The 26,537-nt window shown below is 72.6% G+C and carries 30 protein-coding genes; 10 read left to right on the top strand and 20 right to left on the bottom strand.

Annotation, left to right across the window (positions count from 1 at the left end):
- Window positions 1–80: 80 nt before the first annotated feature.
- Entirely contained in the window at window positions 81–641 is a 561-nt protein-coding gene (locus ABZ570_RS05580; RefSeq protein WP_358057249.1) for a sigma-70 family RNA polymerase sigma factor, read from the top strand.
- A gap of 98 nt (window positions 642–739) precedes the next feature.
- Window positions 740–1,390 carry a hypothetical protein gene (locus ABZ570_RS05575; RefSeq protein ID WP_358057246.1) on the top strand — a complete coding sequence of 217 codons (651 nt, stop codon included), beginning with the start codon at window positions 740–742 and terminating at the stop codon, window positions 1,388–1,390.
- A gap of 38 nt (window positions 1,391–1,428) precedes the next feature.
- Here ABZ570_RS05575 and ABZ570_RS05570 read toward each other — a convergent pair whose 3' ends face one another.
- The gene (locus ABZ570_RS05570) at window positions 1,429–1,914 is read right to left on the bottom strand and encodes a macro domain-containing protein (RefSeq protein WP_358057243.1); all 486 of its coding nucleotides are present in this window, start codon (window positions 1,912–1,914) and stop codon (window positions 1,429–1,431) included.
- A 177-nt stretch (window positions 1,915–2,091) separates the two neighbouring features.
- Here ABZ570_RS05570 and ABZ570_RS05565 point away from each other — a divergent pair, with 177 nt between their 5' ends.
- Both ABZ570_RS05565 and ABZ570_RS05560 read left to right on the top strand, forming a co-directional pair.
- Window positions 2,092–2,259 carry a hypothetical protein gene (locus ABZ570_RS05565; protein ID WP_358057240.1) on the top strand — a complete coding sequence of 56 codons (168 nt, stop codon included), beginning with the start codon at window positions 2,092–2,094 and terminating at the stop codon, window positions 2,257–2,259.
- A gap of 107 nt (window positions 2,260–2,366) precedes the next feature.
- Window positions 2,367–3,749: an acyl-CoA synthetase gene (locus tag ABZ570_RS05560; protein WP_358057237.1), complete on the top strand. Its 1,383-nt coding sequence runs from the start codon at window positions 2,367–2,369 to the stop codon at window positions 3,747–3,749.
- Between the two features lie 110 nt (window positions 3,750–3,859).
- Here ABZ570_RS05560 and ABZ570_RS05555 read toward each other — a convergent pair whose 3' ends face one another.
- From ABZ570_RS05555 to ABZ570_RS05535, 5 genes are all read right to left on the bottom strand, one after another.
- On the bottom strand, window positions 3,860–4,522 hold the full coding sequence (locus ABZ570_RS05555) for a TcmI family type II polyketide cyclase (protein ID WP_358057234.1): 663 nt from the start codon (window positions 4,520–4,522) through the stop codon (window positions 3,860–3,862).
- A gap of 59 nt (window positions 4,523–4,581) precedes the next feature.
- The gene (locus ABZ570_RS05550) at window positions 4,582–5,820 is read right to left on the bottom strand and encodes a cytochrome P450 (protein WP_358057231.1); all 1,239 of its coding nucleotides are present in this window, start codon (window positions 5,818–5,820) and stop codon (window positions 4,582–4,584) included.
- On the bottom strand, window positions 5,817–6,110 hold the full coding sequence (locus ABZ570_RS05545) for an antibiotic biosynthesis monooxygenase family protein (protein ID WP_358057228.1): 294 nt from the start codon (window positions 6,108–6,110) through the stop codon (window positions 5,817–5,819). Before ABZ570_RS05545 ends, ABZ570_RS05550 begins: the two co-directional genes overlap by 4 nt.
- A 23-nt stretch (window positions 6,111–6,133) precedes the next feature.
- Window positions 6,134–8,416 (bottom strand): FAD-dependent oxidoreductase, encoded by a 2,283-nt coding sequence (locus ABZ570_RS05540; protein ID WP_358057225.1) that lies wholly within the window; start codon window positions 8,414–8,416, stop codon window positions 6,134–6,136.
- Between the two features lie 236 nt (window positions 8,417–8,652).
- Complete coding sequence (locus ABZ570_RS05535; RefSeq protein ID WP_358057222.1) at window positions 8,653–9,534, bottom strand: NAD(P)-dependent oxidoreductase; 882 nt, start codon at window positions 9,532–9,534, stop codon at window positions 8,653–8,655.
- A 191-nt stretch (window positions 9,535–9,725) separates the two neighbouring features.
- Between ABZ570_RS05535 and ABZ570_RS05530 the strand changes: the two genes are divergently transcribed.
- Window positions 9,726–10,115 (top strand): DUF2267 domain-containing protein, encoded by a 390-nt coding sequence (locus tag ABZ570_RS05530; RefSeq protein ID WP_358057219.1) that lies wholly within the window; start codon window positions 9,726–9,728, stop codon window positions 10,113–10,115.
- Between the two features lie 43 nt (window positions 10,116–10,158).
- Here ABZ570_RS05530 and ABZ570_RS05525 read toward each other — a convergent pair whose 3' ends face one another.
- Window positions 10,159–10,602, bottom strand: a complete 444-nt coding sequence (locus ABZ570_RS05525; protein WP_358057216.1) for a PPC domain-containing DNA-binding protein — start codon at window positions 10,600–10,602, stop codon at window positions 10,159–10,161.
- 279 nt (window positions 10,603–10,881) lie between these two features.
- On the opposite strand from ABZ570_RS05525, the gene ABZ570_RS05520 reads away from it, so the two are divergent.
- On the top strand, window positions 10,882–11,040 hold the full coding sequence (locus ABZ570_RS05520; protein WP_358057213.1) for a hypothetical protein: 159 nt from the start codon (window positions 10,882–10,884) through the stop codon (window positions 11,038–11,040).
- A 98-nt stretch (window positions 11,041–11,138) separates the two neighbouring features.
- Here ABZ570_RS05520 and ABZ570_RS05515 read toward each other — a convergent pair whose 3' ends face one another.
- Genes ABZ570_RS05515 through ABZ570_RS05505 form a run of 3 tightly spaced genes read right to left on the bottom strand, consistent with a single transcriptional unit; the run spans window position 11,139 to window position 13,725 of the window.
- Complete coding sequence (locus tag ABZ570_RS05515) at window positions 11,139–11,702, bottom strand: GerMN domain-containing protein (RefSeq protein WP_358057210.1); 564 nt, start codon at window positions 11,700–11,702, stop codon at window positions 11,139–11,141.
- Complete coding sequence (locus tag ABZ570_RS05510; RefSeq protein ID WP_358057207.1) at window positions 11,699–13,054, bottom strand: HAMP domain-containing sensor histidine kinase; 1,356 nt, start codon at window positions 13,052–13,054, stop codon at window positions 11,699–11,701. Before ABZ570_RS05510 ends, ABZ570_RS05515 begins: the two co-directional genes overlap by 4 nt.
- A complete protein-coding gene (locus ABZ570_RS05505) occupies window positions 13,051–13,725 on the bottom strand; it encodes a response regulator transcription factor (protein ID WP_358057204.1) in 675 nt (224 codons plus the stop codon). The genes ABZ570_RS05510 and ABZ570_RS05505 overlap by 4 nt, the downstream gene beginning before the upstream one ends.
- Window positions 13,726–13,877: 152 nt before the next feature.
- Here ABZ570_RS05505 and ABZ570_RS05500 point away from each other — a divergent pair, with 152 nt between their 5' ends.
- Genes ABZ570_RS05500 through ABZ570_RS05485 form a run of 4 tightly spaced genes read left to right on the top strand, consistent with a single transcriptional unit; the run spans window position 13,878 to window position 15,632 of the window.
- Window positions 13,878–14,288, top strand: coding sequence for an STAS domain-containing protein (locus ABZ570_RS05500; protein ID WP_358057201.1), 411 nt, complete (start codon window positions 13,878–13,880; stop codon window positions 14,286–14,288).
- Window positions 14,289–14,318: 30 nt separating this feature from the next.
- Window positions 14,319–14,600 carry a hypothetical protein gene (locus ABZ570_RS05495; RefSeq protein ID WP_358057198.1) on the top strand — a complete coding sequence of 94 codons (282 nt, stop codon included), beginning with the start codon at window positions 14,319–14,321 and terminating at the stop codon, window positions 14,598–14,600.
- A gap of 52 nt (window positions 14,601–14,652) precedes the next feature.
- On the top strand, window positions 14,653–15,348 hold the full coding sequence (locus tag ABZ570_RS05490) for an STAS domain-containing protein (protein ID WP_358057195.1): 696 nt from the start codon (window positions 14,653–14,655) through the stop codon (window positions 15,346–15,348).
- Window positions 15,348–15,632: a BON domain-containing protein gene (locus ABZ570_RS05485; protein ID WP_358057344.1), complete on the top strand. Its 285-nt coding sequence runs from the start codon at window positions 15,348–15,350 to the stop codon at window positions 15,630–15,632. The genes ABZ570_RS05490 and ABZ570_RS05485 overlap by 1 nt, the downstream gene beginning before the upstream one ends.
- Window positions 15,633–15,812: 180 nt before the next feature.
- Here the strand turns inward: ABZ570_RS05485 and ABZ570_RS05480 are convergent, their stop codons facing one another.
- From ABZ570_RS05480 to ABZ570_RS05435, 10 genes are all read right to left on the bottom strand, one after another.
- On the bottom strand, window positions 15,813–17,003 hold the full coding sequence (locus ABZ570_RS05480; protein ID WP_358057192.1) for a glycosyl hydrolase: 1,191 nt from the start codon (window positions 17,001–17,003) through the stop codon (window positions 15,813–15,815).
- Complete coding sequence (locus ABZ570_RS05475; RefSeq protein ID WP_358057189.1) at window positions 17,000–18,928, bottom strand: glycosyltransferase family 2 protein; 1,929 nt, start codon at window positions 18,926–18,928, stop codon at window positions 17,000–17,002. Before ABZ570_RS05475 ends, ABZ570_RS05480 begins: the two co-directional genes overlap by 4 nt.
- Window positions 18,929–19,002: 74 nt before the next feature.
- Window positions 19,003–20,199: a glycosyltransferase family 39 protein gene (locus ABZ570_RS05470; RefSeq protein ID WP_358057186.1), complete on the bottom strand. Its 1,197-nt coding sequence runs from the start codon at window positions 20,197–20,199 to the stop codon at window positions 19,003–19,005.
- Window positions 20,200–20,421: 222 nt separating this feature from the next.
- On the bottom strand, window positions 20,422–20,970 hold the full coding sequence (locus ABZ570_RS05465) for a phosphatase PAP2 family protein (protein ID WP_358057182.1): 549 nt from the start codon (window positions 20,968–20,970) through the stop codon (window positions 20,422–20,424).
- A gap of 149 nt (window positions 20,971–21,119) precedes the next feature.
- Window positions 21,120–22,169, bottom strand: coding sequence for an alcohol dehydrogenase catalytic domain-containing protein (locus ABZ570_RS05460; RefSeq protein WP_358057179.1), 1,050 nt, complete (start codon window positions 22,167–22,169; stop codon window positions 21,120–21,122).
- Complete coding sequence (locus ABZ570_RS05455; protein ID WP_358057176.1) at window positions 22,156–22,851, bottom strand: GntR family transcriptional regulator; 696 nt, start codon at window positions 22,849–22,851, stop codon at window positions 22,156–22,158. Before ABZ570_RS05455 ends, ABZ570_RS05460 begins: the two co-directional genes overlap by 14 nt.
- Entirely contained in the window at window positions 22,848–23,771 is a 924-nt protein-coding gene (locus ABZ570_RS05450) for a 2-deoxy-5-keto-D-gluconate 6-phosphate aldolase domain-containing protein (RefSeq protein ID WP_358057173.1), read from the bottom strand. The genes ABZ570_RS05455 and ABZ570_RS05450 overlap by 4 nt, the downstream gene beginning before the upstream one ends.
- Window positions 23,768–24,772 carry an alcohol dehydrogenase catalytic domain-containing protein gene (locus tag ABZ570_RS05445; RefSeq protein WP_358057170.1) on the bottom strand — a complete coding sequence of 335 codons (1,005 nt, stop codon included), beginning with the start codon at window positions 24,770–24,772 and terminating at the stop codon, window positions 23,768–23,770. Before ABZ570_RS05445 ends, ABZ570_RS05450 begins: the two co-directional genes overlap by 4 nt.
- Complete coding sequence (locus ABZ570_RS05440; RefSeq protein WP_358057167.1) at window positions 24,769–25,590, bottom strand: carbohydrate ABC transporter permease; 822 nt, start codon at window positions 25,588–25,590, stop codon at window positions 24,769–24,771. The genes ABZ570_RS05445 and ABZ570_RS05440 overlap by 4 nt, the downstream gene beginning before the upstream one ends.
- Complete coding sequence (locus tag ABZ570_RS05435) at window positions 25,587–26,537, bottom strand: sugar ABC transporter permease (RefSeq protein WP_358057164.1); 951 nt, start codon at window positions 26,535–26,537, stop codon at window positions 25,587–25,589. Before ABZ570_RS05435 ends, ABZ570_RS05440 begins: the two co-directional genes overlap by 4 nt.

Genomic DNA, 26,537 nt, shown 5'->3' with positions numbered 1-26,537 from the left:
GGTCGGCCGCCATGCGGGGCGGGTGGCCGAACATCTGCGGCGTGAGCAGCTCAACACGCAGCTCGGCGAGACCGAGCCCGGTGAGTGAGCCTCGACGTGCGGCGATCAGCCAGAACTTCCCTGGCGAAAAGTGCAACGAAACGCCACCCCCGAAAGACCTCAGTGTTGTGACCGACGCACAGACATCCACGCCGCCGGCCCCACCTGAGTTGGTCTACCGCGAGCATCGGGTGGGCCTGCTGCGCTTGGCCTACCTGCTTACCGGCTCGCGCGAGCACGCCGAGGACCTTGTGCAACAGGCTTTTGCAACGGCCTTCAACCGCTGGTCGTCGATCGAAGAGCCGGTGCCCTATCTCAAGCGCGCCATCGTCAACATGGCGCAGGACGCGCATCGGCGCAACGCTCGGGCCCGCCTGTTCAACCTGCGCGCACGGGTCGAGCCAGTCACCGAACAGCCTGAGATCGACGAAACCTGGGCTTACGTGCAGCGACTGCCCTACCGGCAGCGCGCAGTCGTCGTCCTGCACTACTACAGCGATCTGCCACTGCAGCAGATCGCTGACATCCTCTCCCGGCCCGCCGCCACCGTTCGCTCAGATCTGCGGCGTGCCCTCGACCGCCTCAGAAGGGCTCTGACGTGATGAGCATTTTCACCCGGCGCCGCGCCGGCAGCCGAATCGTCGCCCCGTCCGACCTCGACCGACAGCTGCGCCACAGCCTGCACGCCATAGCGGCCGCCATGCCGGAACGCCCGGCCCTGCCGGACCGGGCAGCCGGCGACCGAGCGCACGGACGCACTCGGCGCCGGACCGCTCTGGCTCTGGCCGCCCTGGCGATTCCCTTGACCGCCGCGGGCTACCTCCTCGGCCCCGAGTACGTCGACCAGATTCCCCCGAAGAACTCATTGCTCATCGGCGACGCGCACGGCGAACGCTACTGGATGATTCCGGGTCGGGTCAGCGACGACTGCGGTCAACCAATTTCCGCCGTCGAGCTCGTCGTCGAGGATCGGAACACGGTGGGTGAGGAGTGGAACACCATGGGCATCAGCTACGGGGACCCCAACGTCCGGCAAGCGAACGCCACGCTGTGCGGCGTCGACGAATCCGCCTGGCTGGCCGATCCGAGCCGCTTCGCTTGGGGCCACGTGAAGACCGCCGGCGATCGGATCTACCTGGTAGCCATGCACCCGACGGTTAAATCGATCAAGGTAGTCACGACGGTCAGCACCGAGACGATCGCCACCGTGCCCACTCCTGCGCGGCCGGACGGGCCCCGGTACGCCGCCTTCGACGTGCCCGAGAGCGCCACGAGCATCATCGCGTCCCTGCTTGACGCGGCTGGGCAACCCGTCCCTGGTGGCGAGCGCGACCTGACCAAGCGCTCGTAGCGCAAGTGGCGGCTGGACTGCCCGGAGCTCGCGACGGTTCAGTCGTGGTCGTAGACCGTGACAGGAATGTCCCGGGCGCAGAGCGTACGTCTGATCAGCGGTTCGATCCGGTCCCAGGTCCCGCCGGCCAGCCCGCAGCCGATCCGGGGCATGTGCACCGACGCGCCCAGCTTGCCGACCTGGTCGGCCAGTGCGGACAGGCAGCGCTCGACCGCCTCGTACCGGATCGGCGGGCCAGCGCTGCCGCGCCGCATGCCGCGCTGGCCGACCATGTTCGCGACCCACACGTCCGGGGCGACCCGGACCAGGCGGGTGGCACCGAGCCCGAAGTCGTTGCCGGCGCGGTGCCGGTGCCAGTCGCGGTAGTCCCGCTCCGGCTCCGGCCAACGCCGGGAAATCGCCAGCACGAAACCCTTTCCCCAGCCACCCAGGTCGTTGCAGAGGTGCGCGATCACCTTGCGGCCCTTGGCCGGTGGGTTGGTCGCGTCGCCTTTGATGATCGTCAGCGGCGTCACGACCGGCATCCTGCCGGCCGGGTACGACGATCGCCTCGGAATTACCGCGCCGCCGGAGCCGCGACCAGCCCGCGCCGTTGCGGCGGCGACAAACGGTGAACGCCTGCGACCGCCGGTCGCGGCGGCCTAGGGTGAGTACGACCGATGACGGTCACGCAGGCGAGGCGTAGCTGGCGAGGAGCGGACGTGACGGAGCCGGAAGAGGGCGAGGAAAAGAGCCACAAGACCGACGACGTGCTCTTCTCCCCCGACGGGGACCCGCACCACACCCCGTCCCAGAACCCACGGCCCGACGAGCACCAGCCCGTCCGGTTCCAGCACGACGGCGAGACGGAGACCGTCGTCGACGAGTGAGGCACCGCCCGGTTCGGGGGGGTCCAGGTGGTCGAGCAGGGGTTGCCCCGCCGCGTGCGGTGCGGTTGGCTGTCGGAAAGCATCCACCGCACCGGTAAGGCGTCGACATGGTCCTGCTGGCGGCGCTGTCGCAGACCCCGGACGAGCGCCCGGACGCGATCCGGGTCGCCGGGCGGTCGATCTCCGGCACCCACCTGTGGGAAAGCGCGTCCGCGGTGGCCGACCGCATCCGCGGCATGGACCGGATCGCGGTGGAGGCGACACCGTCGCTGGAGACGGTCGTGGGAGTCGTCGGGGCGCTGCTGGCGGGCGTGACCGTGGTGCCGGTGCCGCCCGACGCGGGGCCGATGGAGCGTGGGCACATCCTGCGGGACTCCGCCTCGGAGGCGGTGCTGGCTCCGGCCGACGCCGCTGCGGAGGACGGTGACCTGCCGGTGGTGCCGGTGTCGCCGCGCGACCGGTCGGCCAGCCGCCATCCCGAGCCGCCGAGCGACCGGCCCGCGCTGATCCTCTACACCAGCGGGACGACCGGGCTCCCGAAGGGAGTGTTGCTGTCCCGCCGGGCCATCGCCGCCTGCCTCGACGGTCTCGCGGCCGCCTGGTGCTGGACACCGGACGACCTGCTGGTACACGGGCTGCCGCTGTTCCACGTCCACGGCCTGGTCCTGGGCGTGCTCGGCCCGCTGCGGCTGGGCGGCCGGCTCGACCACGTCGGCCGTCCCCGATCCGAGGGGTACGCCGCCGCCGGTGGCACTCTGCTGTTCGGGGTGCCGACCGTCTGGTCCCGGATCTGTGCCGACCCGTCCGCCGCCCGGGCGTTGCGGGGCGCCCGGTTGCTGGTGTCCGGCAGCGCGGCGCTGCCGGTGGCGGTGTTCGACGGCCTCCACGCGCTCACCGGGCAGCGGGTGGTGGAACGCTACGGGATGACCGAGACGCTGATCACGGTGAGCGCCCGGACGGACCGGGCGCGCGTGGCCGGCACGGTGGGCTGGCCCCTGCCCGGGGTGGAGACCCGGCTTGTCGACGAGCACGGCGCGCCGGTGCCCGCCGACGGGGACGGGATGGGCGAGCTGCTGGTACGCGGGCCCACCCTCTTCGACGGCTACCTCAACCGCCCGGACGCCGACGCCGCCGTGCGGCCGGACGACGGTGACATCGCGACGGTCGCGGCGGACGGTCGACACCGGATCGTCGGGCGGGCCTCCGTCGACCTGATCAAGTGCGGTGGCTACCGGATCGGGGCCGGCGAGGTGGAGGAGGCGCTCCTGGCCCACCCGGCGGTACGCGAGGCGGCGGTCGTCGGCGCCCCGGACAGGGTGCTCGGACAGCAGGTCACGGCGTACGTGGTGGCGGACGGGGCCACCGAGCCGGAGTTGATCGACTTCGTGGCCCGGCAGCTCGCCGTTCACAAGCGACCGCGACGGGTCCACTTCCTCGACGCCCTGCCGCGCAACGCGCTCGGCAAGGTGCAGAAGTCGCGGCTGGGCTGAGCCGCCGCCCCGCGTCCCGTGGCGACGGCCGCCGCGAGGGGCCGCGGGAGAGGGTTCACCCCGCGGGCGGCCGGGGTGAACCCTCTTCCCAGGCCGGGACCGGGCGGACCTCAGTCCTCGGCGCGCCAGCGGTAGAACACCTTGGCCACCCCGTCCTGCGGGCCCCGCCAGGTGTCCGGCCGGTACGGGCTGATGTACGGGCTCAGATCCTCCATGATCTTGGCGAACGCCGGCTTGTCGTGGTTGTGCCGGGTGGCCTCGGCGATCGCCGCGTCCTGTTCCAGCAGGTGCACGTACACGTCGTCGATCGAGTACAGCCAGCGCCCGGTCACGCCCAGCTCGACCGGCAGCGGTCCGGCGTCGGACTCGGCGAAGATGCGCGCCACGTCGGGCTCGGCGCCCGGCTTGATCCGTCCGACGATCAGGGTCAGCGTCCTGTCCGTGGCCGGCTCGCCGTCCGGCTCCCAGTGGTAGAACTCCTTGGCCACCGAGTCGGACGGGTTCTTCCAGTACCTCGGGTACGGCGTCACGTACGGGGCGATCGCCTCGGCGATCTTCTGGAACGCGGGCAGCCCGCGCGTCTGGCCCGACACCTTCGGGTCCTGCTTGCGCTCGATGACGTGGATGTAGAGGTCCTCGTGCGAGAGCAGGATCCGCCCGATGACACCGAGATCCTGCGGCCGGGTGGTCCGGTCGTAGTAACCGAAGACGTCGCCGACGGTGCGCTCACTGCCGGGGACCATGTGGCAGACGATCACATTCCGGAAGACCATGACTGCTCCTTGGGTGGGGTCGGTTCACGGGACTGCGGTGGCGCCGCGTACGCCACCTGCTACGGGGCCGCCGAGGCGGCGAAGGTGACCGGTAGCTCCAGCAGGCCCCGGAACGGCGACGCCGCCGGCAGCCGGCGCACCTCGGCGAGCGGGACCCCGAGCCGCAGGCCGGGCAGCCGGCGCAGCAGCGCACCGAGGCCGATCTGCGCCTCCATCCGGGCCAGCGAGACCCCGAGGCAGTAGTGGACGCCGTAGCCGAAGCCGAGGTGCGGACCGCGTACCCGCCGCAGGTCCAGCTGGTCGGGGTCGGCGAAGTGCGCCGGGTCGTGGTTGGCCGAGTTGATCACGACCCCGACGACCGACCCGCGCGGGATGCACACCCCCTGGTACTCGACGTCCTCGGCGGCGATCCGCGGGCTGGCCACCGGCAACGGGCCGTCGAACCGGAGCAGCTCCTCGATCGCCGACGGCAGCAGCTGCGGCGTGGCGCGCAGCAGTTCCAGCTGGTCGGGATGGGTCAGCAGGGCCAGCGTGGCGTTGCCGAGGAAGTCCGCGGTCGTCTGGTGGCCGGCGAACAGCAGCAGGAACGTGGTGGTGACCAGTTCCGCCTCGGACAACGCACCGTCCCGGTCGCAGGAGTCGATCAGCGCGCCGATGATGTCGTCGGCCGGATGCGCGCGTTTGGCCTGCATCAGGTCGACGAGATAGTCGTGCAGCTTCAGCTGGGCCTCCTGCACGGCCGCCCGCTCCTCCTCGGGAGGGCGGCGGGAGGACCCGGAGGTCCGGATCACCTGGGTCCAGTCGAGCACCCGCGCGTGGTCGGCCTCGGGGATGCCGAGCAGCTCGCAGATCACCATCATCGGCAGCGGGATGGCGAACTCGTGCATCAGCTCGGCCCGGCCCTGCGGGACGATCTTGTCGAGCAGGCCGTCCACCATCTGCGCCACCCGCGGCCGCAGCGCCTCGATCCGGCGCGGCGCGAACGCCTGCGAGATGATCCGCCGCAGCCGGGTGTGCTCCGGCGGGTCGGAGTTGAGCATGTTCTTGTTCAGGCCCTCGGAGTTCGGCCCGAAGAGCCGCAGGTAGTGCTGGCCGGGGCCGTAGAGGTCCTTGGACAGCCGGGGGTCGGTGAGCGCTGCCCGGGCGTCGTCGAACGTGGTGATCAGGTACTGGTCGAACCGCGGCGAGCTGACCGGGCACACCGGCTGGTCCGCCCGCAGCCGGGCGAAGGTGGGATACGGGTCGGCGGCGAACTCGTCGGTGTAGATGTCGGATCCGCGTACGACGTGGTCGGTCATCGTGACTCCTCCGCCTCGCTGTGCACGCTGTGCAGGACCTGGTAGGTGTTCCGTTGCGCGGATTCACGCAGCTCGCGGATCATGCGCAGCAGCCGGTCACGGTGCTCGCTGCGGCCGAAGGCGTCCAGCCGGGCACGGTCCGCCCAGTCGCTGATGATCAGGTAGCTGCGCGGGTCGTCGGCGTCGCGGACCAAATCCTGGTGCAGGCAGCCGTCCATCGTACGGATCTCCTCGGCCGCCGCGAGCCACTCCTTCTCGAACCGTTCCTCACAGCCCTGCCTGGTACGCATCGCGAGTACGGTGCGGACCCGGGTCATCGCGCACCTCCGAACACCAGGTGCAGGTGCTTACGGAGCGCATCGGCGTCGATCGGCTGGCTGCGGAACCCGACGTGCCCGTCCGGCCGGACGAGGTACAGCGCGGCGCCACGGACCCCGTACGCGGTGCGGAACTCGCCGCCGGTGTCGCGGACCACGGGCGGGGCCAGCAGCCGGGGCGCCCGGGCGTCCGGACTGAGCAGCAGGTAGCCGTCGATCTCCTCGGACGCCTGCCGGTGGACGTCGGCGTACAGCTTCTCCAGCGCGGCCAGCGTCCCCTCGTCGGCCGAAGCGTCCGCGTACACCAGCAGGGTGTGTCGGGTGCCGCGGGTCAGGTCACGCAGCCGCAGCGGGTGCCCGACGCCCTGCCGGCGCAGGCCGCCGACGTCGGGGGCCCGGTCACCGGGCCGGGGCCCGTCCCGCAGGGCGTCCGGATCGGTCACGCACTCCCCCACCAGCGGGCTGTCCGCGTAGCTGAGCAGCATGGACATCTCCTGCAGGAACTGGCGTTTCAGGTCCTCGCGGTCCAGCTCGTCGGTGAAGGCCATCCGGACGGCGCGCCCGACGATCTCCTCCCCCTCCGGCCGCCGCTCGGTCTCGTAGCTGTCGAGCAGCCCGGGTGCCGCGATGCCGCGCACCGCCAGCGCCAGCTTCCAGGCCAGGTTCCAGGCGTCCTGGATGCCGGTGTTCATGCCCTGGCCGCCGGCGGGCGGGTGCAGGTGCGCCGCGTCGCCGGCCACGAACACCCGGCCGTCCCGGTACCGGTCGACGATGCCGTGGCTGATCCGGAACACCGACGACCAGCGCAGGTTCGACGCCCGCGTGCCGGGCGGGGCCAACTGGTCGAGCGCGGCCTGGACGTCGGCGAGGGTCGGCGCGTCCAGTTCCTCGCTGAACCCGGGCGGGGCGTCCTTCCCGCCGGTCTGCGCGAAGAACCGGGGCGGCGCGAGCGTGGCGATCCGGTACCGGGACTCGCCGCGCAGCGGAACGCACACCAGCATGCCGTCCATCCGGCCCTCCGTCTCGTGCAGGAACCGGAGCAGGTGACCGTCCGGCATGTCCCAGTCCACGTCGACGTCGCCGAGCATGAACAGTTGCGGGAACCGGCCCAGCCCGCCCGTGAAGGTCAGCCCGAGCAGCTCGCGGACGCGGCTGTGCGCGCCGTCGCAGCCGACGAGGTACTTCGCCCGTACGGTCTCCGTGCCGCCGTCGGCGGTGGCGACCGTGGCGAGCACGCCGTCGTCGTCCTGCGTGAACCCGATCAGCTCGGCGCCGCGCTGCGGGCGTACGCCGAGGGTGGCCAGGCGTTGGGTGAGGAGGCGCTCGGTCTCGTACTGGGGCAGGCCGAGATGCGCGTACGGCAGCTCCGGCAGCTCCCAGCTCATCCGGTGGGTCTCCACACCGTTGACGAACACCATGTTCCCGGTCAGCCAGATCCCGGCGTCCATGGCCTCCCGCACGATGCCCTGGTCCTCCCAGAGCTCCATCGTGCGGCAGTGCACCCCGATCGCCTTGTCGGCCTGCCCCGCGGGGGTGGCCAGCTTGTCGATCACCCGGCACTCGACGCCGCGCCGGGCCAGCTCGAGGGCGGCGGTGAGCCCGGTGGGCCCCGCGCCGACCACGAGTACGTCCGTTGTCCTGTGCACAGCAGTTGCCTCCCTGCCCGTAGTCGGTTCAGGCCCGCTTCCGGACTCGACCTCGACGTGGAAGAGGCGGCGTCGGAAGTCGAGCAGGAACGGTGCGATCGGTCCGGCCTCCTGCTGGGCGTGGGCCGGGTCGCTGATCCAGCGGTGGAACTCCGCCTCGCTGGTCCACTCGGCGAAGATGTGGAAGACGTCCGAGCCGGGCTCGTGCAGCAGTTCCTCGCGCAGGTACCCGGGCACCCCGCCCATCCGAGCGGTGACCTGGGGGTATCCGCGTTCGAACTCGGCGAGCCGGTCGGCCGGCACGGTCAGCTCGACGTCCACGAAGATCCGCGGCCCCCCGCGGCCGTCGTCGCGCATCACCCGGCGGCTGTCCGGTCCGGATGCCTCGATCAGCGGCCGGACGGCGTCGGCGAGACGCGCCGCGACCGGCCCGGCCTGGTAGTCGCGCAGCGCCGACTCGTCGGCCCACTCGGTGACGACGACGAACGCGCGCGGATCGGTGGCGTCGCGCAGCAGGCCGTGCCGGATGTTGCCGGCCACTGCGCCGATCTGCCCGGCGACCATGCGCCAGGCCGACTCCACGGCGGGCTCGAGCCCCGGGCGCGCGCGCATCCGGACCATCGTCCTGATCATCAAAGCTCCTTCGACGGCCTGCGGGAGACGGTGGACCGGTCGGGGCGGGTACGGCCCGAACCACCACGTCGTCGTCCTGCGACCGTGCCGGAGGTCGCGTCAACCCGCCGTCACCGCCGACCGGCACCGAGTCCGGGATCGTTGACGCGGCCGGGACGGCGGGCTGATCCGCTCGGCGCGTCTGACACACCACGCCGCGAACTGGAGCTGTCGCCCGTAGATGCTCGCGGGACGCGTTACGCCGGGCGGGTCGGCGACAGCGCGCGGGTGACCACGGTGAGGTCCTCGGAGCCGAGCCCCTGGGCCAACGCCCGGCGCCACTCGTCGGCCAGGCCCTCGGCTGCGGGGAACCGGCCGGCGTCGATTTCGCGCAGGGCCAGGTCCACGTCCTTGACCGCGAGGGCGAGCGGGTACTGGGTGCGGTAGTCGTCCCGGCCGATCCGCTCCAGCTTCTCCGCCGCCCAGGTCGACACCAGCGGGCTGCCCCGCATCGCCGCCAGCACCGCCGCGCGGTCCAGCCCGAGCGAGTCGCCGAACGCCACGGCCGCGGCGAGCCCCTCGGCCACGAAGGCGAGCAGCAGATTGTTGACCAGCTTCAGGCGGGAACCGGTGCCCGTCGCGCCGACCCAGACCGTACGCTGGCCGACCGCGTCGAAGACCGGGGCGACCCGCTCCCGGGCCTGCTCCGGCCCGGACGCGAAGACGACCAGCTGGCCCTGCTCGGCCGGGTTCCGGCTGCCGGCCACCGGCGCGTCCACCAGGACGATCCCGGGCCGCGCCGCGGCGACCCGCCGGGCCAGGTCCTCCGTGTCGGTGACCCCGATGGTGCTCATCTGGGCCCAGACCGCGCCGTCCGCCATCGCGGCCAGCATCCCCTGGTCGAACGCGATGGACCGGACGGCGGCCGCGTCGGTCACCATGGTGACCACCACGTCGGCATCGCGGGCCGCGTCGGCGGGGCTGTCGGCCACCTCCGCGCCCTGGTCGGCCAGTCCGCGGGCCGGCTCCGGGTGGCGGTTCCAGACGACCGTCGACAGGCCCGCCCGGAGGATGTTCCGGGCCATCGGCGCGCCCATGCCGCCGAGCCCGAGCACCGCCACCCGCCGAGTCTCCGCCATCTTCTCCCCGCTTCCCCCACCGGCAGCGTAGGCCAGCGCGAGTGACGGTGGCCCGGAATGAGCACTACTCGCGCGACGGCGGATGCCGCCGAAGCGAGGGCGCGGGCCCGGGCCGGCGTGTCAGGATCACCCTCGCGGGCGGCGCGACCGGCTCCGGTGGGTCGCGCCCGATGGCTGTTGTGGGGGTTGTCGTGAAGTATCAGGAGTTCGTCGCACGGGTTCGCGAGCGGGGCGAGTACGACAACGCGGCCGAGGCGCAGCAGGTCATCAGCGTGGTGGTGACCTGCCTCGCGGAGCGGTTGACGCCGGACGAGGCGAGGCAGCTCGGCTCGCAGTTGCCGGCGGAGATGGGTGACTTCCTGGAGTCGGCGGCCGGCGGCGCCCAGCGTATCGGGGTGACGGAGTTTCTCCGGAAGGTCAGCGACGGGATCGGCGCGACGGAGCGCACCGCGGAATGGGACGCCAGCGCGGTCCTGTCGACCATCGCCGACGCCGTGTCCGGCGGCGAGCTGAACGACGTGGTGACCCAGCTGCCGTCCGGCTACGCGGCGCTGTTCGGGCGCCCCAACGTGTCGGGCTGAGGGCACGCGGCGACGACGGCAGCGCGCCGACCACGGCCCGCTCTCAGCGGCTGGTCGTGCCCGCCAGCAGCGCCAGCCCGGTCTCCGGGTCGACTCGCTTGGCGAGGCTCGCCCCGACCTCGGAGATGACGACCTCCAGGGTCGGCCACACCGCACCGCGGAGCAGGTGACCGCCGATGGTGCTGCCGTCCCGCCGGCCCAGTACCGCGTGCACGTGCAGCGCCGCCTTGCCCTTGTCCTCGGCGATGTCGCCCAGCAACGACAGGACCTCGACCTGCTCCCGGACGGGGATACGCCGGTAGTCGCGCCTCTCGCGCTCGAAGTAGCCGAGGTCGGCCTCGGCGAATCCGCCGACAGCGGTGACCCGGGCACCACGGATGCCGTTACGCTGTGCCGCCTCGGTTACGGCCGCCACCGCGTCCTCGCCCTTGTCGACCACGACCACCACGACGCGCCGGTCACCGTCGCCCAGTTCGACTTCCCTCATGATCACCCTCGTCTCGTCCGCCGGAGCCGCCGACCTCCGGTCCGCGCCGCGAGCCGTCCGTCGGCCGCCCGATCGCCGTTCCCCCGCCACGCTATCGGCGCGGCCGGCCCGGACAGGCGATATCAGCCGGGTCCAATCCGCCCTGATCGGGACGTCCGTTCCGTACCGCCCAGGGCCGGGCATGGTTCTGCCCACGGTTTGCCCGGGGCGCGGCCGGGAAGCCAAGCGGTTCCACGGCGCGAGCACGGTGGCCGCGCCGACGTGAGCCGGGAGGTTGAGATGGCTGACCGAGAACGACTTCATGATCTGCGCAGGCAGGCCCACGACGCCGGCATCGAGGGCAACTCCAAGATGACCGAGGGCCAGTTGCAGCAGGCGCTCAAGCGGGTCGGCAAGGGCGAACAGCCGCAGGCGGCCAAGCGGCAGGCCAAGAGCTGACCGTACGCACGGGCGCCGGCATCCCCCGGAGGGGGTGCCGGCGTCGAAGTTCTTCATGACCGGCTGGTCGTCCCGTTGTCGTGCGGCTGGGCGCGGATTCAGCGCCGCCCGATCAGGGGCGCGTAGTCGGTCGCGGTCAGCGGCAGCCGGGACAGCGACCCGTCCGCGCGCGGCACCTCCAGCGGCTGGCCGTCCCGCCGGAAGGTGACGCCGTGCACGTCGGCGCGGCTGGTCAACGTGCAGACGATCTGGCCGAACGCGAGGATCTCGTCGCTGCGCCCGGTCTCGTCGCCGGCCCCGCCGACCTCGACGTCGGCGACGCCGCCGCTGAGCTGGGCGCCGGCCACCGAGGCGGTGCCGGTCAGGGCGCTGGTGAAGCCGGCGTCCCGTTCCATGTTCCCGGGCCCGGCCAGCAGATGCCGCAGATGGGTGTCGACGTCGGGTAGGTAGTCCACACGCCGCACCACCGTGACCAGGCGGTCACCGCGGACGAAGCAGAGGGACTCGTTCGCCCGTCCGGCGTTCGAGGCGGCACCGCCGCCGACCGGGCTGGGCAAGGGGCCGGGCGGGGACTGCACCGGGCGGGGGGCGTCGTCCACGGGAACGCCGCACCCGGCGAGCAGGAACACGGCGCAGATCAGCGACGACACCCGTCGCCTCATGGCAGGCACCCTGGCAGCTCCACCCGGAACCGGGCGCCGCCCGGCGAGCGGTCCGTCACCGTGGCGCGGCCGCCGTGCGCTGCCGCGTGTTCGGCGACGAGCGCCAGGCCGAGACCGGTCCCGTCGGTGCCGGCGCGGGCGTGAGCGGCCCGGCCCCGGACGAAACGGGCGAAGATCAGCTCTCGGTCCGGCTCCGGCACCCCGGGGCCGTCGTCGTCCACCTCGATGACGCCGGTGCCGTCGTCCTCGCAGGTCAACCGCACCTCCACCGGTCCACCGGCGTAGCGGACGGCATTTTCCACCAGATTGAGCAGGATCTGCGCCACCCGGCGCCGGTCGACCAGCCACTCACCGTTGCCGGACGGCGCAGCGAGCACCAGGGTCTCCGACAGGCCGTGCGTCCGGCAGGCGTCCCGGGCCAGCGCCTCGACGTCGACGCGTTCCCGCTGCACCGGGTGCTCGGTGCGGGCCAGTTCGATCAGGTCGTCGACCAGCCGCTGGAACCGGGCGATCTCGTCGGCGACGAGACCGGCGGCGGCCGCCGTGCGTTGGTCGTGGTGCTCGCGCCGGCGGTCCAGCACGCTCGCCGCGGCGGCCAGGGTCTGCAACGGGGAACGCAGTTCGTGGCTGACGTCGGCGGCGAACCGGCGGTCCCGTTCGATGTGCCGGACCAACTGCTCCACCATGCGGTTGAACGAGGTGGACAGGCGGGTGAGGTCGGGATCGGTGGCGGGATCGAGGCGGGTGCTCAGGTCACCGGCGGCGATCCGCTCGGCGGCGTCGGCGACCGCGGTCAGTGGCCGCAGGCTGTGCCGGGTGGCGTACCAGCCGAGGGCCGCGCCGGAGCCGGCGACCATGATGGCGACCGCGGTGAGCGTCAGCCCCACCAGCTGGAACGTCTGCTCGACCTCGCGCAGCGAGGTGAGTTCGTAGTAGCTGACGGTCGGCGAGAGCGGGACGCCGACCAGCAGGACCGGCTGCCCGTCCGTCCGGATCCGCTGCACCGCGGGCTCGCCCGAGCGGACCATCCGCTGCAACTCCACCGGGACCGAACTGGCGCCGATCTCCGCGCTGCGGGCGTACCAGCGCTCGTCGCGCTGCACCAACGGCCGCCGGCTGCTGCCGGTGTCCAGGGATCGCAGCACCTCCGCGACGTCGGCCGTGTCGGTGTCCAGACCCGCGCGCACGATCGCGGCATCGAAGTAGGCCACGCGGATCGCCGCGCGTTCCCGCTCGTCGAGCAGGGACCGGCGGGTCAGGTCGTACGAGAAGAGGGCCATCGCCACCGCGAGCAGCAGCGCGCCGATGGCGAACGCGGCGGTGACCCGGGCGCGCAGTCCGAGGCGGTTCATCGTTGAAGTTTGTAGCCGAGACCGCGGAGGGTGACCAGATGGCGGGGGCTGCCCGGATCCTCCTCGATCTTCTGCCGCAGCCGGCCCACGTGCACGTCGACCAGCCGCTCGTCGCCACTGTCGTAGCCCCACACCCGCTGGAGCAGCTGCTGGCGGGACAGCACCTTGCCGGCGTGCTGGGCCAGCTCGCAGAGCAGGCGGAACTCCGTCCTGGTGACCGCGACCGGCCGGCCGGCGCGGCGGACCTCCCCGGCGTCCGCGCTGATCTCCAGGTCGCCGAAGACCTGCACCGCGACCGGCGTGGTGGCCGCCCGGGCCCGGCGGCGCAGCGCCCGCAGCCGCGCGGACAGCTCCTTGATCGCCACGGGCTTGACCAGGTAGTCGTCGGCGCCGGCCTCCAGGGCGGCCACGATGTCGTGGGTGTCGTCCCGGGCGCTGACCACCACGATGGGCACGTCGTCGTCGCGGCGGAGCTGGCGGATGCACTCGAACCCGTCCAAACCGGGGAGCATGAGGTCGACGAGGACGTTGTCCGCCGGGTCCTGGCGTTGCCGGCGCAGTCCCTCCTCGGCGCTCGCCGCCCCGTACGCGGTGTAACCCTCCTCCTCCAGCGCGAGCAACAGCGCGAGCCGGATCCGGTCGTCGTCCTCGATCACCAGTACGGCTGTCACACCGGCATCATCCCTGGCCGAGCTCTGGATCTCCAACCCCGTGATCTCCGGCGCGGATTTGTCACACAACTGTCACACCGCTGCGGGACGACCTCCAAGATCGGCACACAGAGTGTGAGGAGCCAACGGATCGAGCCGCAGAGGAGCCGCCAGTGACCGCGCACCACCCACTCCCCCCGGAGTGCCGGGTGCCCCGGGTCGAGCTGGACATCACCGCGGAGCTCGACCTGCCCCGACTCCCCGAGGTGGGTACGGTCCTGGACCGGGTCCTGGCCCTGCAACCGGCCGAGGTGGTGATCGACCTGTCCGAGTGCCGGCACCTCGATCCGGCCGCCATCGGGCTGCTGCTCGACGTCGAGCGACGGCTGGCCCGGCGCGGCGGCGTACTCACGCTCCGCGATCCGCATCCGCGGATCCGCCGCATCCTGGACAGCGCCCGTCCCGAGCACCCGCCGCCGGCCGCCGACGCGGACCGGCGCGCACAGCCCGTGGGCGGCGAAGCGGCCGGCACCGGGCCGGCGAGACCGGCGCTCGGGCGGGCGCGGGTCGTCACGCGGACCTGAACCGCCGCAGCGAAGCCCAAGGAGGAATCAGTGACCGGCAGCGCGCTCCTCAGCGCCCTCGCCATCGGCCTCGGCGTCGGCATCGTGGGCCGGCTCGTCCTGCCGGGGCCGAAGGCCGCACCCGTGTGGCTGACCGTCGCCCTCGGCGTGGCCGCCGCGGTGCTGGGCTCCGTGACCATCCGCCTGGTCGGCGTGGCCGTGGACCAGGCGCTGCCGCTGCTGCTCGCGCAGGTCGGCTTCGCGGTGACCGCGGTGGTGGTCGGGGTCGTCACCGCCGGGCGGCGGGGCGCCGAAGGTGCCCGCCGGCCCTGAACCGCCGCACCACCCGGCACCCGCCGAGCCCGCACCTAGCGAAAGGAGAGGCATGACGGTCGTACCGGCGGACAATCTGATGAGCCTGATCTGCGACGGCTGCGGCGACACGATCACCGGAACGGCCTGCGTCCTGCCCGACGCCGAGGTCGTCTGGACGCTGGTGTTCGAGCACGGCTGGACCGGCTCGCCCTTCGCCTCCGGCCCCCACCACTGCCCCCGCTGCGGCCTCCGCGCCGCCCAGGACCGGGGCGAGGGCACGACGCGGGGCCACGAGCTCGACGACCCGCTCGGCGTCGACGACCTCGACGGGATCGGCGACGGACGGGCGGCCGACCTCGCGGACCCGGCGGAGGGGGTACGGCGGGCGCTGGCCGAAGCGGTCACGCTCGACCGGCAGGTGCTGGTCGACCTCGCCGAGGTGCGCACCATCGACTCCACGGGCCTCGGCCTGCTGGTGCGCGCGCATCAGGACGCGCGGCAGGACGGCAACCTGCTCTGCCTGGTGGCGCCGTCCCGCTTCGTCCGGACCGTGCTGCACACCATGCGGCTGGACAGCGTCTTCCCGGTCTTCCTCACCCGTGCGGCCGCCTTCCGGCGGCCCGTCGGCCCGCCGGTCGGATCCACCCGCCCGGCGCCCGCAGCGAACGCGGTCCGGCAGATTCGGCCGCCCGTGGAGCACCCGCCCGCCCGGCCGAGTCCGGCGGTACCCGTCCAGCAGGCGACGACCACGGAGGTCGCAAGGTGATGCCCTGGCCCTTTCCCGAGCACAACCCCTACGTCAACGACGACGGTGCGGACGACGAGGACCTGCGTCTCGCCGCGCTGGTGGCGCAACGGCTGAGCGCGGACTGGACCACCCGCCGGCAGCAGATCTCGGTGAGCGTGCAGAACCGGGTGGTCATCCTGACCGGGATGGTCGCCGATCCGGCCACCCGGCGGGCGGCCGGCGACCTGGCCTGGGACGTCATCGGCGTCTTCGACGTCTGCAACGCGCTCACCTTGTACGGTCGAGGGCGTGGCCGCCGATGAGCCCGGGCCGTTCGGAGCGGGCGACCGAGGACGCGACAGCCGGCCTCAGCGGCGCACCGACACCCGCCGGCCCCGGGTGCTGCGCCCGCCCGGCGGGCCGCCGGGGCCGGGCTACCGGCGCCCGTCCCGGTGAGCTGCCGCTTCCCTGACCCTGCGTCGGTCGCCCGGCACCGCGCCCAGCTACTCGTCGAGCCGGGTGCGGGGAACCATGTCGGGCGACCAGCGCAGGTCGTACCGGGGGGCGGCGACCGACTGAGCGAAGGCCGCCGCCGCCCCGGGGGAACTGACGATGCGCCAGTCCAGTTCCTTGTTCACCTCGAACCAGATGAGGCCGATGATGTCCTTGTGGGCGGGCAGGCCCCGCAGGGTCTGCCTGATCCATTCGGCCTTGCGTCCGCCGCCGTCCGAGGCACCGGTCTCGGTGACGACCAACGGCCTGCTGGTGAAGGTCCGGATCTCCTTGATGGTCGGGCTGAAGATCGAGTCGAAGGACCAGTACTGCTCGAAGGCGCCCGTGCCGTAGTAGCCGGTGACCCCCACCCAGTCGACGTACTCGTCGCCGGGGTAGTACCCGGCGAGCTGGGGCGTCGTCTTGTTCCACCGGGCGTTCGGGCTCCACACCCAGATGACGTTGGTGACCCCGGCGGCCCGGAACAGGTCATGTACGTGGCGCCACGCCTTGACGTAGTCGCCTGGCCGGTTGCCGTTGGCCTTCTCGCACCACGGGTACCAGTCTCCGTTCATCTCGTGCGCGAACCGGATGGCCACGGGATAGCCGAGCGATTTGACCCCTTCGGCCCAGGTCCGCAGGTAGCTGTCGAAGTCGCCGCGGGTGATGCGGGACAGCCGGAAGCGGGCCTGGGCCGACCGGACCCGGTCGATCTCGCGCGCGGTCAACTTCTGTCTCCGGGCCGCCTTGTCCACCTCGTAGTCCCACGGCTCCCAGCCCAGCATCGGCAGCATGCCGCGGTCGCTGATCCGGTCGAAGAGCTTCCGGTCGAACTGATCGGCCGCCCAGCCCGCGCTGAAGAGCATCACCTGCGGCTGGTACTTCGCGGCCGCCGTGAAGCTGTCCAGCGCGGTGAAGTCGTGCGGTCCCTTGTCGGTCATCACCCCGATGAACGTTCTGCCGGCGGGCGGAAAGATCTGCGGTGCGGGTGGGGGCGAGGGGCTCGACCCGGCCGGCGCCACCGCCTCCGCCGGCGCCACGGCCTCCGCCGTGACCATCGCGTTCGCTTCGGGCACCACCGGCCGGTCCGGCGCGGCATGCCTCCGGCCCCCGGAGACGGTGGCCGGCGCCACGGCGAAGGCGTAGGCCAGCAGCAGCACACCGACCAACACCATCCCGACCCGCGGGAAGGTCAGTCTCACCACGACACACCCCCGTCAGCCGCCACCCGTGCCGTCGGCGCGGGTCGTTCGTCGCTGTCGGCGCGGGCCGTTTCGGCCGCCTCGTCGCGTTGCTCCCGTCGGGCCCGGAGACTGGACCCGAACGCTATCAGCGGCGGGCCGAGACCGGTGAGCAGCGCCAGGACCGGCCACACCCGCAACAGGGTGAAGTCGTTGCCCAGCACGAAGCTCGCGCCGAGCAGGCCCGCGGCGACGGCGGCCCAGCAGAGGTGCAGCCGGAAGGTGCCGAGTGACTCGCTGGTGCGGAGCTTCCCCTTGGCCGTCACCACGAACCCGAGCTTCCGGCGCAGCAGCGCGCCGACACCGGCCGCCACGTAGACGGGCCCGGCGAACAACGCCAGCGCCATCCCGACCATGCCGACCTCCTCCCGTTCGTGGGGGGCGATGTTGAACCGGCGCAGCCAGAGCCACAGCACGAACCAGGTGCAGAGGGTCGAACCCCACAGCATCGACCACACGGTGACGTCGAGCTGCGCGGTGCTGACGCCGGTGAGCAGGTACATCGCCGTGGCGACGTTGCCCAGCAGCAGGCTGACCGCCACACTCGGGTAGTAGAACTGCAACAGGCGGTACTGCCAGCGGCGCCGTGAGCGCAGTGCCCGCGGCGCGCGCAGCTCGGGGCGTACCAGGATCTCGCAGATGCCGGCGGCCCACCGCTTCTGCTGGTTGAAGTAGTCCGCCCAGGACGTCGGCCCCTCGCCGATGGCGACCACGTCGGGGGTGTAGACGCCCTTCCACTGGTTGCCCGTCTCCGGGTTGACGGTGGCGTGGACCCGGATGCTGGTCAGGTGGTCCTCGATGATCGAGTCCTGGTAGCCGCCGATGCTCCGCCAGGCCGCCGGCCGGTAGAGGTGGCCGGTGCCGGTGAGCAGCGGCGCGTCCAGGCCGTTCCCGCCCCGGGCGATGAGCCCGTTGTAGAGGTACTGCTGGACCGAGGCGCCGTGGGCGACGAAGTTCTGGTGCATGTTGCCGTAGACCTGCGGCGTCACCACGAAGGCGACGTCCGGGTCGCGGAAGTAGCCGAGGGTCCGTTCGAGGAAGTTGGGCAGGGGCACGTGATCCGGGTCGACGTTGGCCACCACGTCGTACCGTTGCTCGTGCTCGGCCCGCCAGGAGTTGTGGTTGCCCGACTTGGTCCTGGCGCGGAACTCGCCGCTGGGCTGGTTGTACTCCGGTCGGCCCTTGCGGCTGAAGTGGCGCACCCCGAGCCGCGCGGCCATCTCCTTCACCGCCGGGTCGTCGCCCTCGTCGAGGATCCACACGTCGACCCGCCCGCAGTACACGAGCTGCCGCAGCCGGCGCAGGGTCCGTTCGACGACGTCGAGCGGTTCCTTGCTGGGCACGATCGTGGTGAGCAGGGCCACGCGCAGACCGACCGGCGGATCGACCGGCACCGGGTCCTTGGCGTGGTACGCGAACACCCAGACCACCACGTTCTGGGCCAGACGGATCAGCTCGACGCCGACGACCACGCAGAAGCCGAGCCGGGCCGCCATCGTCCGCCAGTCGCCGAGCCCGATGACGCCCGACCCCGGTACGTGCGCGGGCAGCAGCAGCCAGCCGATGAACAGCAGCCCGGCCGCGCTGTTGACGAGGACCAGCATGGTCAGGATCAGGCGCGCCGCCGGCGACGCGGCATGACGGAACTCGACCGGCGCCTGCGGGTGCCGGGGCGCGACCAGCGGTCCGGCGGTCGCCCCGCACCTCGCGTAGGCGAGGCGAGCCCGGATGTTGAGTTGCCGGCGGTCCGGGCGCTGGCCGGATGGCGGCCGTGCCGACGGGGCCACCGGCGGACCGGCGCGGGACGGCCCCTTCTTCCTGGCTGGCGACAGGCGTGTTTCGGCGGCGACGGCCACGTTTCCCCCATGAGTCTGGATCTTGCTCACCACGAATCGGCGGTGGCTGACGTTGAGCGGGCAACAGAGATGAGCAGTGCGGATGTCGCGAGCGCAACGACCGGTCAGAGGTCCGGAGGCCCGTCGTGGACGCGGGATGGCCCGGCGGCGAGCACGGTTGCCGGCGGGTGACCGACGGAGAGCTGAGGTCGGTCAGGTTCCCGTGGGGCGACGTGCAGCAGCGCGCCGATCAGCGCGACCGCGGCCAGCGCGCCCGCGGGCGGTCGGGCGGCCAACCGGGCCAGGGCGACCGCCCCGAGCGTCGCCCAGGCCGGCAGCGTGAAGAGCAGATACCGCGGCTCCCAGATCGGCGCCGCCTGCGCCAGGAGCAGCAGCACGAGCGGCGGCACCGCCGCCCACGCGGTGTAGATGGCAGCGGAGTGACGCAGCGGAAGGCTGAACAGCGCCAGCCCGAGCAGCACCGCCCCCAGCGCGGTGCGGCCGAACAGGTGCCCGGGCAGCTCGGCCAGGAGCGGGAGGCCCGGGTGGGCGACCGGCCCGATCCGTGCCCCGTGTCGCAACGCCGACCAGAGCAGCACGGCCGCGGGCAGCCCGCCCGCGACGGCGGCCGCCAGCCATCTTGCCGCCGCCCCGCGCCGGAAGGCGAGCACGGTCCAGCCGTGGCCGACGAGCAGCAGGAGCGCCACGACGTGACACAGGCCGAGGAGCACGACCGAGCCACCGTAGGCGGCGAGGCGCCGCAGCGTGGGTCGCTCGGTGGCCGGCACGAGCAGCGAGGTGGCGAGCACCGCGGCGAGCAGGGTCAACGCGTACGGCTGGGCCTCCTGCGCGTACCGTGCCGAGGTCGGCAGCAGCGCGAAGATCGTACCGGCCAGGAGGCCGGTGCCCGGCCCGAAGAGCCTGCTCGCCGTGGCGGCGACGAGGGCGGCCGCAGCCGTCATGGCCAGCACGGACGGCCCGCGTAGGGCGAGTTCGGAGCCGCCGAACGCCGCCGCGCACGCCCGGATCAACAGGTGGTAGGGGGCGAGGGTGACGTCGCCCGAGTGCAGGAGGCCGTGCCAGGACGACGTGGCCGCGCGCCATGCCGCGACCTCCCCGTCCCGTGGACCCGGTCCCCCGGCCCGGGCCACGCTGACCGCGGCCATCATCAGCGCCGGCACCAGCCAGGCGGCGACCCGCCAGGCCGGGGTGACTGCCGGCGGACGACCGGGGGCGGCGCCCCGGCCTTCTCCCCAGGGGTCCTCCACGCTGGTCTCCGCCGGCCCGAGCCGGGGCAGGACCATGGTTTCGGCGTCGTTCATCGTGACTCACGCTTCTCCGTGGTTCCGGCGGTCGAGGCCCGGAGGCACCCTGGGGCGACGCCGTGGTCGGCGTCCTGGTGGCGTGCGGACCCGAGCAGCACGAACCACGCCAGGAGTCCCGGGTCGAGTACTGGATGTCACCTCGGAGCATAGTGAGCCAAGCTCGGCACTGAACCTCATATGCGGCATAACCGGCTAAAAGGAACATGCCGCCCGGCTGATTCAGTGGCCGGTGGCGGCGCTCGGCGGGCGCCGCCGCGCCCACCGGTCGTACGCCCGCCCGCCGACGTTCACGACGCCGACGGCGGCGGCGGCGATCAGCGCGCCGACGAGAACATCCGCCGGGTAGTGCACACCGGTCCAGATGCGGGCAAACCCGATGAAGACGGCCAGCACCGACAGCGCGACCCCCCAACGCCAGGACAAGAACGCCCCGACCGCGAACGCCACCGCGAACGCCGCCGTGGCGTGATCGCTCGGCAGTGACGGCCCCGGATCGTGCGGGATCAACTGGTGCACGGTGTGGCTCTGGAAGGGCCGCACCTCGGTGCTGAAGGCCGCCACCACCTGCCCGGTCACGAAGGCCACGCCGAGCACCGCCGCGACGCGTACCACCGCCGCCCGTGCGTGCCGCAGCCCGCCCAGCACGGGAACCGCCGCGGCGGCACCGAGCACGTAGATCAACCAGACGGCCATCCACTCGAACGCGTCGTCGACCTGGTCGTTCCGCCCGGCTGCGGTGTTGATGAGCTCGAACAGGTGGTAGTTCATCGCGTCTTCGCTCCACGGCTGACCCGGCTCCCACGCGGCCGGCTACCTCCAGCCTGCACCCTGTCGGCTGAAAGGAGCCTGGAACGGCCGGCGAGTCGGTGGGCCGGGCCGGGAATCCGCGCCGGGCGGCAGGCGGACCGGTGCGTGGGCTACCGCCCGGCCGCCGCCACGCCGTGCGGGGCGATGAACACCTTGTCCGTCTGGCCCACGTGCTGGGCGTCGAGGGCGTCCGGCACCTTGTCGAGCGGAAAGAACGCCGGGCGCAGGCGGTCCAGGCCGAGGGCCGGCAGCATGCCCACCGCGCGGTGATGGGTGTACGGGTTGATCACCGCACCGACGATCGTCAGCTCCCGGGCGAAGACCTCGTTGGGACGTACCCGCGCCTCGTCCTCGGGGCGGGCGACCCCGAAGACCAGGATCCGGCCGCCCCGGCTGGCCATGGTCAGCGCCGACTCCAGCACCCGTGCCGAGCCGACGGCGTCGATCACGTGCGGGAAGCCGAGACCGTCGGTCAGCGCCCGGGCCGCCGGGCCGCTCGCCTCGTCACCGGGGTCGAAGGCGGCGTCGGCGCCCATCCGCAGGGCCAGCTCGCGCCGGTCCGGGCGGGGATCCAGCACGACGATCGGGCCGAGCCCGCGGGTGCGGGACAGCGCCACCATCATCGCGCCCGCCGGGCCCGCGCCGTAGATCAGCACGGGCAGGCCGGAACGGGGCGCGAGCTGGTCCATGCCGTGGAGGCAACACGCGAGCGGTTCGGTGAGCGCGCCGATCCACGGGGGCGTCCCCGGCGGGAGCCGGTAGGCGATCCGCGCCGGCACCACCATCCGTTCGGTCATCCCACCGTCGAGGCGTACGCCGTAGCCGCGCTTGCCGTCGCAGAGGTGCTCCTGCCCCAGCCGGCAGTAGGCGCAGGCGGTGCAGTAGTCGTGCGGTTCGACGGTGACGAGGTCGCCGGGCGCCAGGGCGTCGACGTCCGCGCCGGTCTCGACCACCCGGGCGCAGATCTCGTGCCCGAGCACGACCGGCCGCGCGGCGGGGAAGCTGCCGCCGACGATGTGGCCGTCGGTGCCGCAGACGCCGACGGCCAGCGGAGCGAGGGCCACCTCGGCCGGGCCGGGACGCCGTACCGGCAGGTGCTCGACGCGTACGTCACCGGGGCCGTGGCAGCGGACGGCGGGCACCGTGTCAACGGGCGGCACGGAGCAGCTCCTTGAGTCGGCTGATGTGCGCGCGGGCGGCCTCGCCGGCGGCCTCCGGGTCGCCGCTGCCGAGGGCCTCGAAGATGGCCTGGTGGTCGGCGACGGCCTGCTTCATGCCGCCGGTCAGGCTGGTGGACCGCATCGCGATCAGCACCCGGCCCTGGACCCGGTCCAGCATGCGGGCCAGCACCGGGCTCTGCGCCGCCTGCCGGATCTCGCTGTGGAACGCGGCGTCGAGCTCGATGTGGCGGGCGAAGTCGCCCGCCTCGGCCACCTGCCGGTGCTCGGTGAGCAGGGCGAGCAGGCGTCGGCGCAACGCGGGGGTGTACCGCTCGGCGGCCAGCCGGGCGGCGGCCCACTCCAGCGCCTCCCGGGCTTCGTAGAGGCTGACCAGTTCGTCGGCCTCGATCCGGGCGACCACCGCGCCGCGGTTCATGGTCTCGCGGGCCAGTTCGTCCTGCACCAGCCGGATCACCGCGTCGCGGACCGGGCTGCGGCTGACCTGGAACTCCTCGGCCAGCGCCGGCACGCTCAGCCGGGTACCCGGCCGGAGCTCGCCGGAGATTATCCGGTCGCGCAGCGTCCGGTAGAGCAGCTCGCCGACCCGCTCGCCGGTCTGGAGGTCCGTCTCCTGCGCCGGCACCGACATGGACGCGGGTGGCGGGATGGTAGGTGAAGTCACTGCACTCCTCGCTCGGCCGGCTCCGTCCCCTCGGGTGCCGCGGCGAGGAACGCCGCCGCGAACCGGCGGTAGTTCGCGGCGACCGCCGCCACCGCGTCGGGACGGGCGACGTCCCCGGCGAGCAACCCGCGGAACGCGTTCCACCAGATGCTACGTCCGACAGCGAAGCCGGTGAATCCGGCGCCCGCCGCGTCGGCCAGCCAGTTCTCGACCCGCTCCGCGGGCGCGTTGGCACCGAGCAGGATGCACTCCCCGCCCGCCTCGGCGGCGATCCGCACAGCCGTGCGGTAGTGCTCCGGCTGTTGGAGGTGCTCCAGCTTCCAGACGTCGACCGGCACCTCGTCGAGCAGCTCCACCATGGCGCGGTGCACGAGGGTGGGGCGCAGCTCCCGGTTGAACCGTTCCGGGTCGCCGCCGACCGCGTCGAGCTGTGCGGGCGTGGGCGGGACGAGCAGTTCGAACAGGAACCGGCCACCGGACTCGCGTACCGCGGTGGCGACCTCGGCGAGGCGCTCGCGCTGCACCCGGTTGCCCTCGGTGTCGCCCTCGACGTTGTAGCGCACCAGCACCTTGGGCAGCTCGGGGTGGTGATGATCCAGGTAGGACTTGAGGTCGTCCGGTTCGGACTCGTAGATCTCGCAGCCGCCGCGTTCCAGGGGCATGCTCACGGTCACGCCGCTGGCGCGGGCCCGCTCGGCGACCCCGGCGCCGAGCGTCGCGTCGACGAGGATGCCGGCGTACCGGGCCAGCCGGGGCTCCTCGGCGAGCGCGGCGACGAGCCCCTCCAGCACCATGTGCTTGCCGTCGCAGATCGCCGCCCGCTGCTCGACGGTCGCGGTGCCGGTGTGGCCGTAGAGCGCCTGGGTGAGCCAGGGCCGCTGATCGACGGCGAGGATGAGCAGGTGCTGCCGGTGGTTCATCGGGCGTCCTCCGAGACGATGCAGGGCTTGAGGTAGTCGCCGGCGACGAAGCGGGCGAAGGCGTCGGGCAGCGCGTCCAGGGTCAGCGGCACGGTGAGGCGGTCCCGCAGGGCGACGCCGTGCGCGCGCAGCAGGTCCCAGTTCGCCGCCACCTCGTCCGTCGGGAAGTAGAACGAACGCACGGTGAAGCAGTCGGTACGCCGCCACCGGGGCGTCGCCGGCATCGTGTACGGCGCGTTCGACTCGCCCAGGGCGATCACCGCGCCGCCCGGGGCGACCACCCGCTGCGCGGCCTCCCGGGCCGCCGCGGCACCGCTGACCTCGACCACGAGGTCGTACTGGTTCTCGCTCTCCAGGTCGGCCGCGGCCCGGGCGCCGAGCTCGACGGCGGTGGCCAGCCGGCCGTCGTGGGGGTCGTACGCCTCGACCGCGGTGATGCCGAACGCGCCGGCCACGGAGATCACCCCGAGGCCGAGCGGGCCGGCGCCGATGACGAGCGCCCGGTCCACCCCGTCGGGCTGGATCCGCTGCCACAGGCGCAGGGCGTGCGCGGCGGTGCCGACGGTGTCCAGGCCGAGCACCGCCGTGGTCAGCGGCACGTCGTCGGGCACCGGGAGCAGGCACCGGGCGGGCACGTCGACGTGCTCGGCGAAGCCGCCGTCGCGCTGCCAGCCGATCAGCTCCCGCAGGTTCAGGCACTGGTTGGTACGCCCGGCGACACAGCGACGGCAGGTGCCGCAGTAGACCGGGATGTAGACGATGCCCCGGGTGCCGGTGGGGGTGGTGACGCCGGCGCCGACGTCGACGACCGTGCCGGCGATCTCGTGCCCGGGTACCACCGGGGAGCCCGACTGCAGCAGCCGCTTGTCGGAGCCGCACAGGGCGCAGACGTCGACGCGTACGCGGACGTGGCCGTCGGCGACCGGGCCGAGGGTGGCCTTGTCGAAGGTGATCTGTCCGGCCCCGAGGAAGCGGGCACGGACGCTGGTGGACGTCGTCACTTGACGGCACCTCCGGTGATTCCACGCACCAGCCAGCGCTGCGCGAAGATGGTCAGCAGCAGGGCGGGCGCTGAGATGAGGGCACTGGCGGCCATCAGGCCACCGAAGTCGTTGGAGCCCTGGCCGATGAAGTTGAAGGCGATGACGGTCAACGGCAGGGTCTGGTCGTTGGCGAGCGCCAGCGCGAACAGGAAGTAGTTCCAGGAGAAGACGAAGCTGAAGGTGAGCGCCACCGAGATCCCCGGCAGGGCGAGGGGCAGCACGACGGTGCGGAACCGCTGCCAGGTGGTCGCCCCGTCGATCAGCGTCGACTCCTCGATGCTGATCGGGATCTCCTCGAAGAACGGGATCAGCAGCCAGATGCACAGCGGCAGGGTGACGATCAGGTGCGCCACGATGAGCAGGGCGTAGTTCAGCGGGGTGTTGGAGGGAGCGCCGATGTTGATGGAGAGGACGAACAGCGGCAGCACGAACAGCACGCCCGGCGCCATCCGGGCGAGCAGGGTGACGAAGCCCAGCGCGGCGAGTTGCCGCCGCACCACCACGTACGCGGCGGGGGCGCCGAGCACCAGGCCGAGCAGGGTGGACCCGCCGGCGACGATGAAGCTGTTGGCGATGTAGCGGCCGAACTCGAACCGGGCGAACAGGTTGCGGAAGTTCTCCAGGGTGAGCGGTGACGCGAGGTCGAACATGGAGCCGGTGATGTCGACGTTGCGGCGCAGCGACGACCAGAGCATGAACAGCACCGGCCCGAAGAAGACCACGGCGAACAGCACGTACGCGACGTAGACGCCGACCAGACGCTTGCGCGCGGTCATCGCGCGGCCCTCCTTCGCAGCAGCGTGAACGCGCCAGCGATGAGGACGACCAGCACCAGCAGCGAGATCTGCAGCGTCGCCGCGTAGCTCGGTTCCTGGTTGATGAAGGCCTCGTTGTAGCCGTACACGTTCAGGGTGTTGGTGGCGTTGACCGGCCCGCCCTGGGTCATGATGTAGATGGTGTCGAAGAACCGGACCAGGTCGACGGTGCGCAGCAGCATCGCGACGGTGAGCACGGGCCGCAGCAGCGGCAGGCCGATGTTCCACGCGGTACGCCAGCCGCTGGCCCCGTCGATCGCCGCCGCCTCGAAGGGCTCCTCGGGCAGCGACCTGATCCCGGCGGAGATGATCAGGGCCATGAACGGCGTCCACTGCCAGATGTCCACGAGCGCGATCGACCAGGGTGCGACCGCGGGGTCGCCGAGCCACACCACCGGGTCGATCCCGACGAGACCGAGCAGTTCGTTGGCCGCGCCCAGCGAGGGATCCATGATCAGCAGCCAGAGCAGGCCGACCGCGACCGACGCGGTGATCGCCGGGATGAGCATCATGCCCTGGAAGATGTTCCGGCCGGGCACGTCGAGGCTCATCACGTAGCCGAGGGCGAGCCCGAGCAGGGTCTCCACGGCGAGGCAGACCACGAAGAGGACCAGCGTCACCTGCAGGGCGTTGTAGAACTCGGGGTCGGCGAACATCCTGGCGTAGTTGTCGAAGCCGAGGAAGCCGCCGTTCGTGCCGTCGGACTGCCGGTCGGTCACCGACAGCCAGACGGTGTACGCCATCGGCAGCAGCACCAGCAGGGCGGTGACGACCGCCGCCGGCACCACGAAGGGCCAGATCCCCCGGGCCGCCGGGTGCACGGTCGCCCGGCGGCGCCGGGGCGCCCCCCGCCCTGCCGGAGCAGGGCGGGAGACGGCTGAGCCCGTCGTCATCGTGTCGGTGCTCAT

This window comes from Micromonospora sp. NPDC007271 (assembly GCF_040634005.1).
GTDB lineage: Bacteria > Actinomycetota > Actinomycetes > Mycobacteriales > Micromonosporaceae > Micromonospora.
The sequence above is the reverse complement of the archived record's forward strand: the minus strand, read 5'-3'. Positions and strand labels throughout refer to the sequence as shown.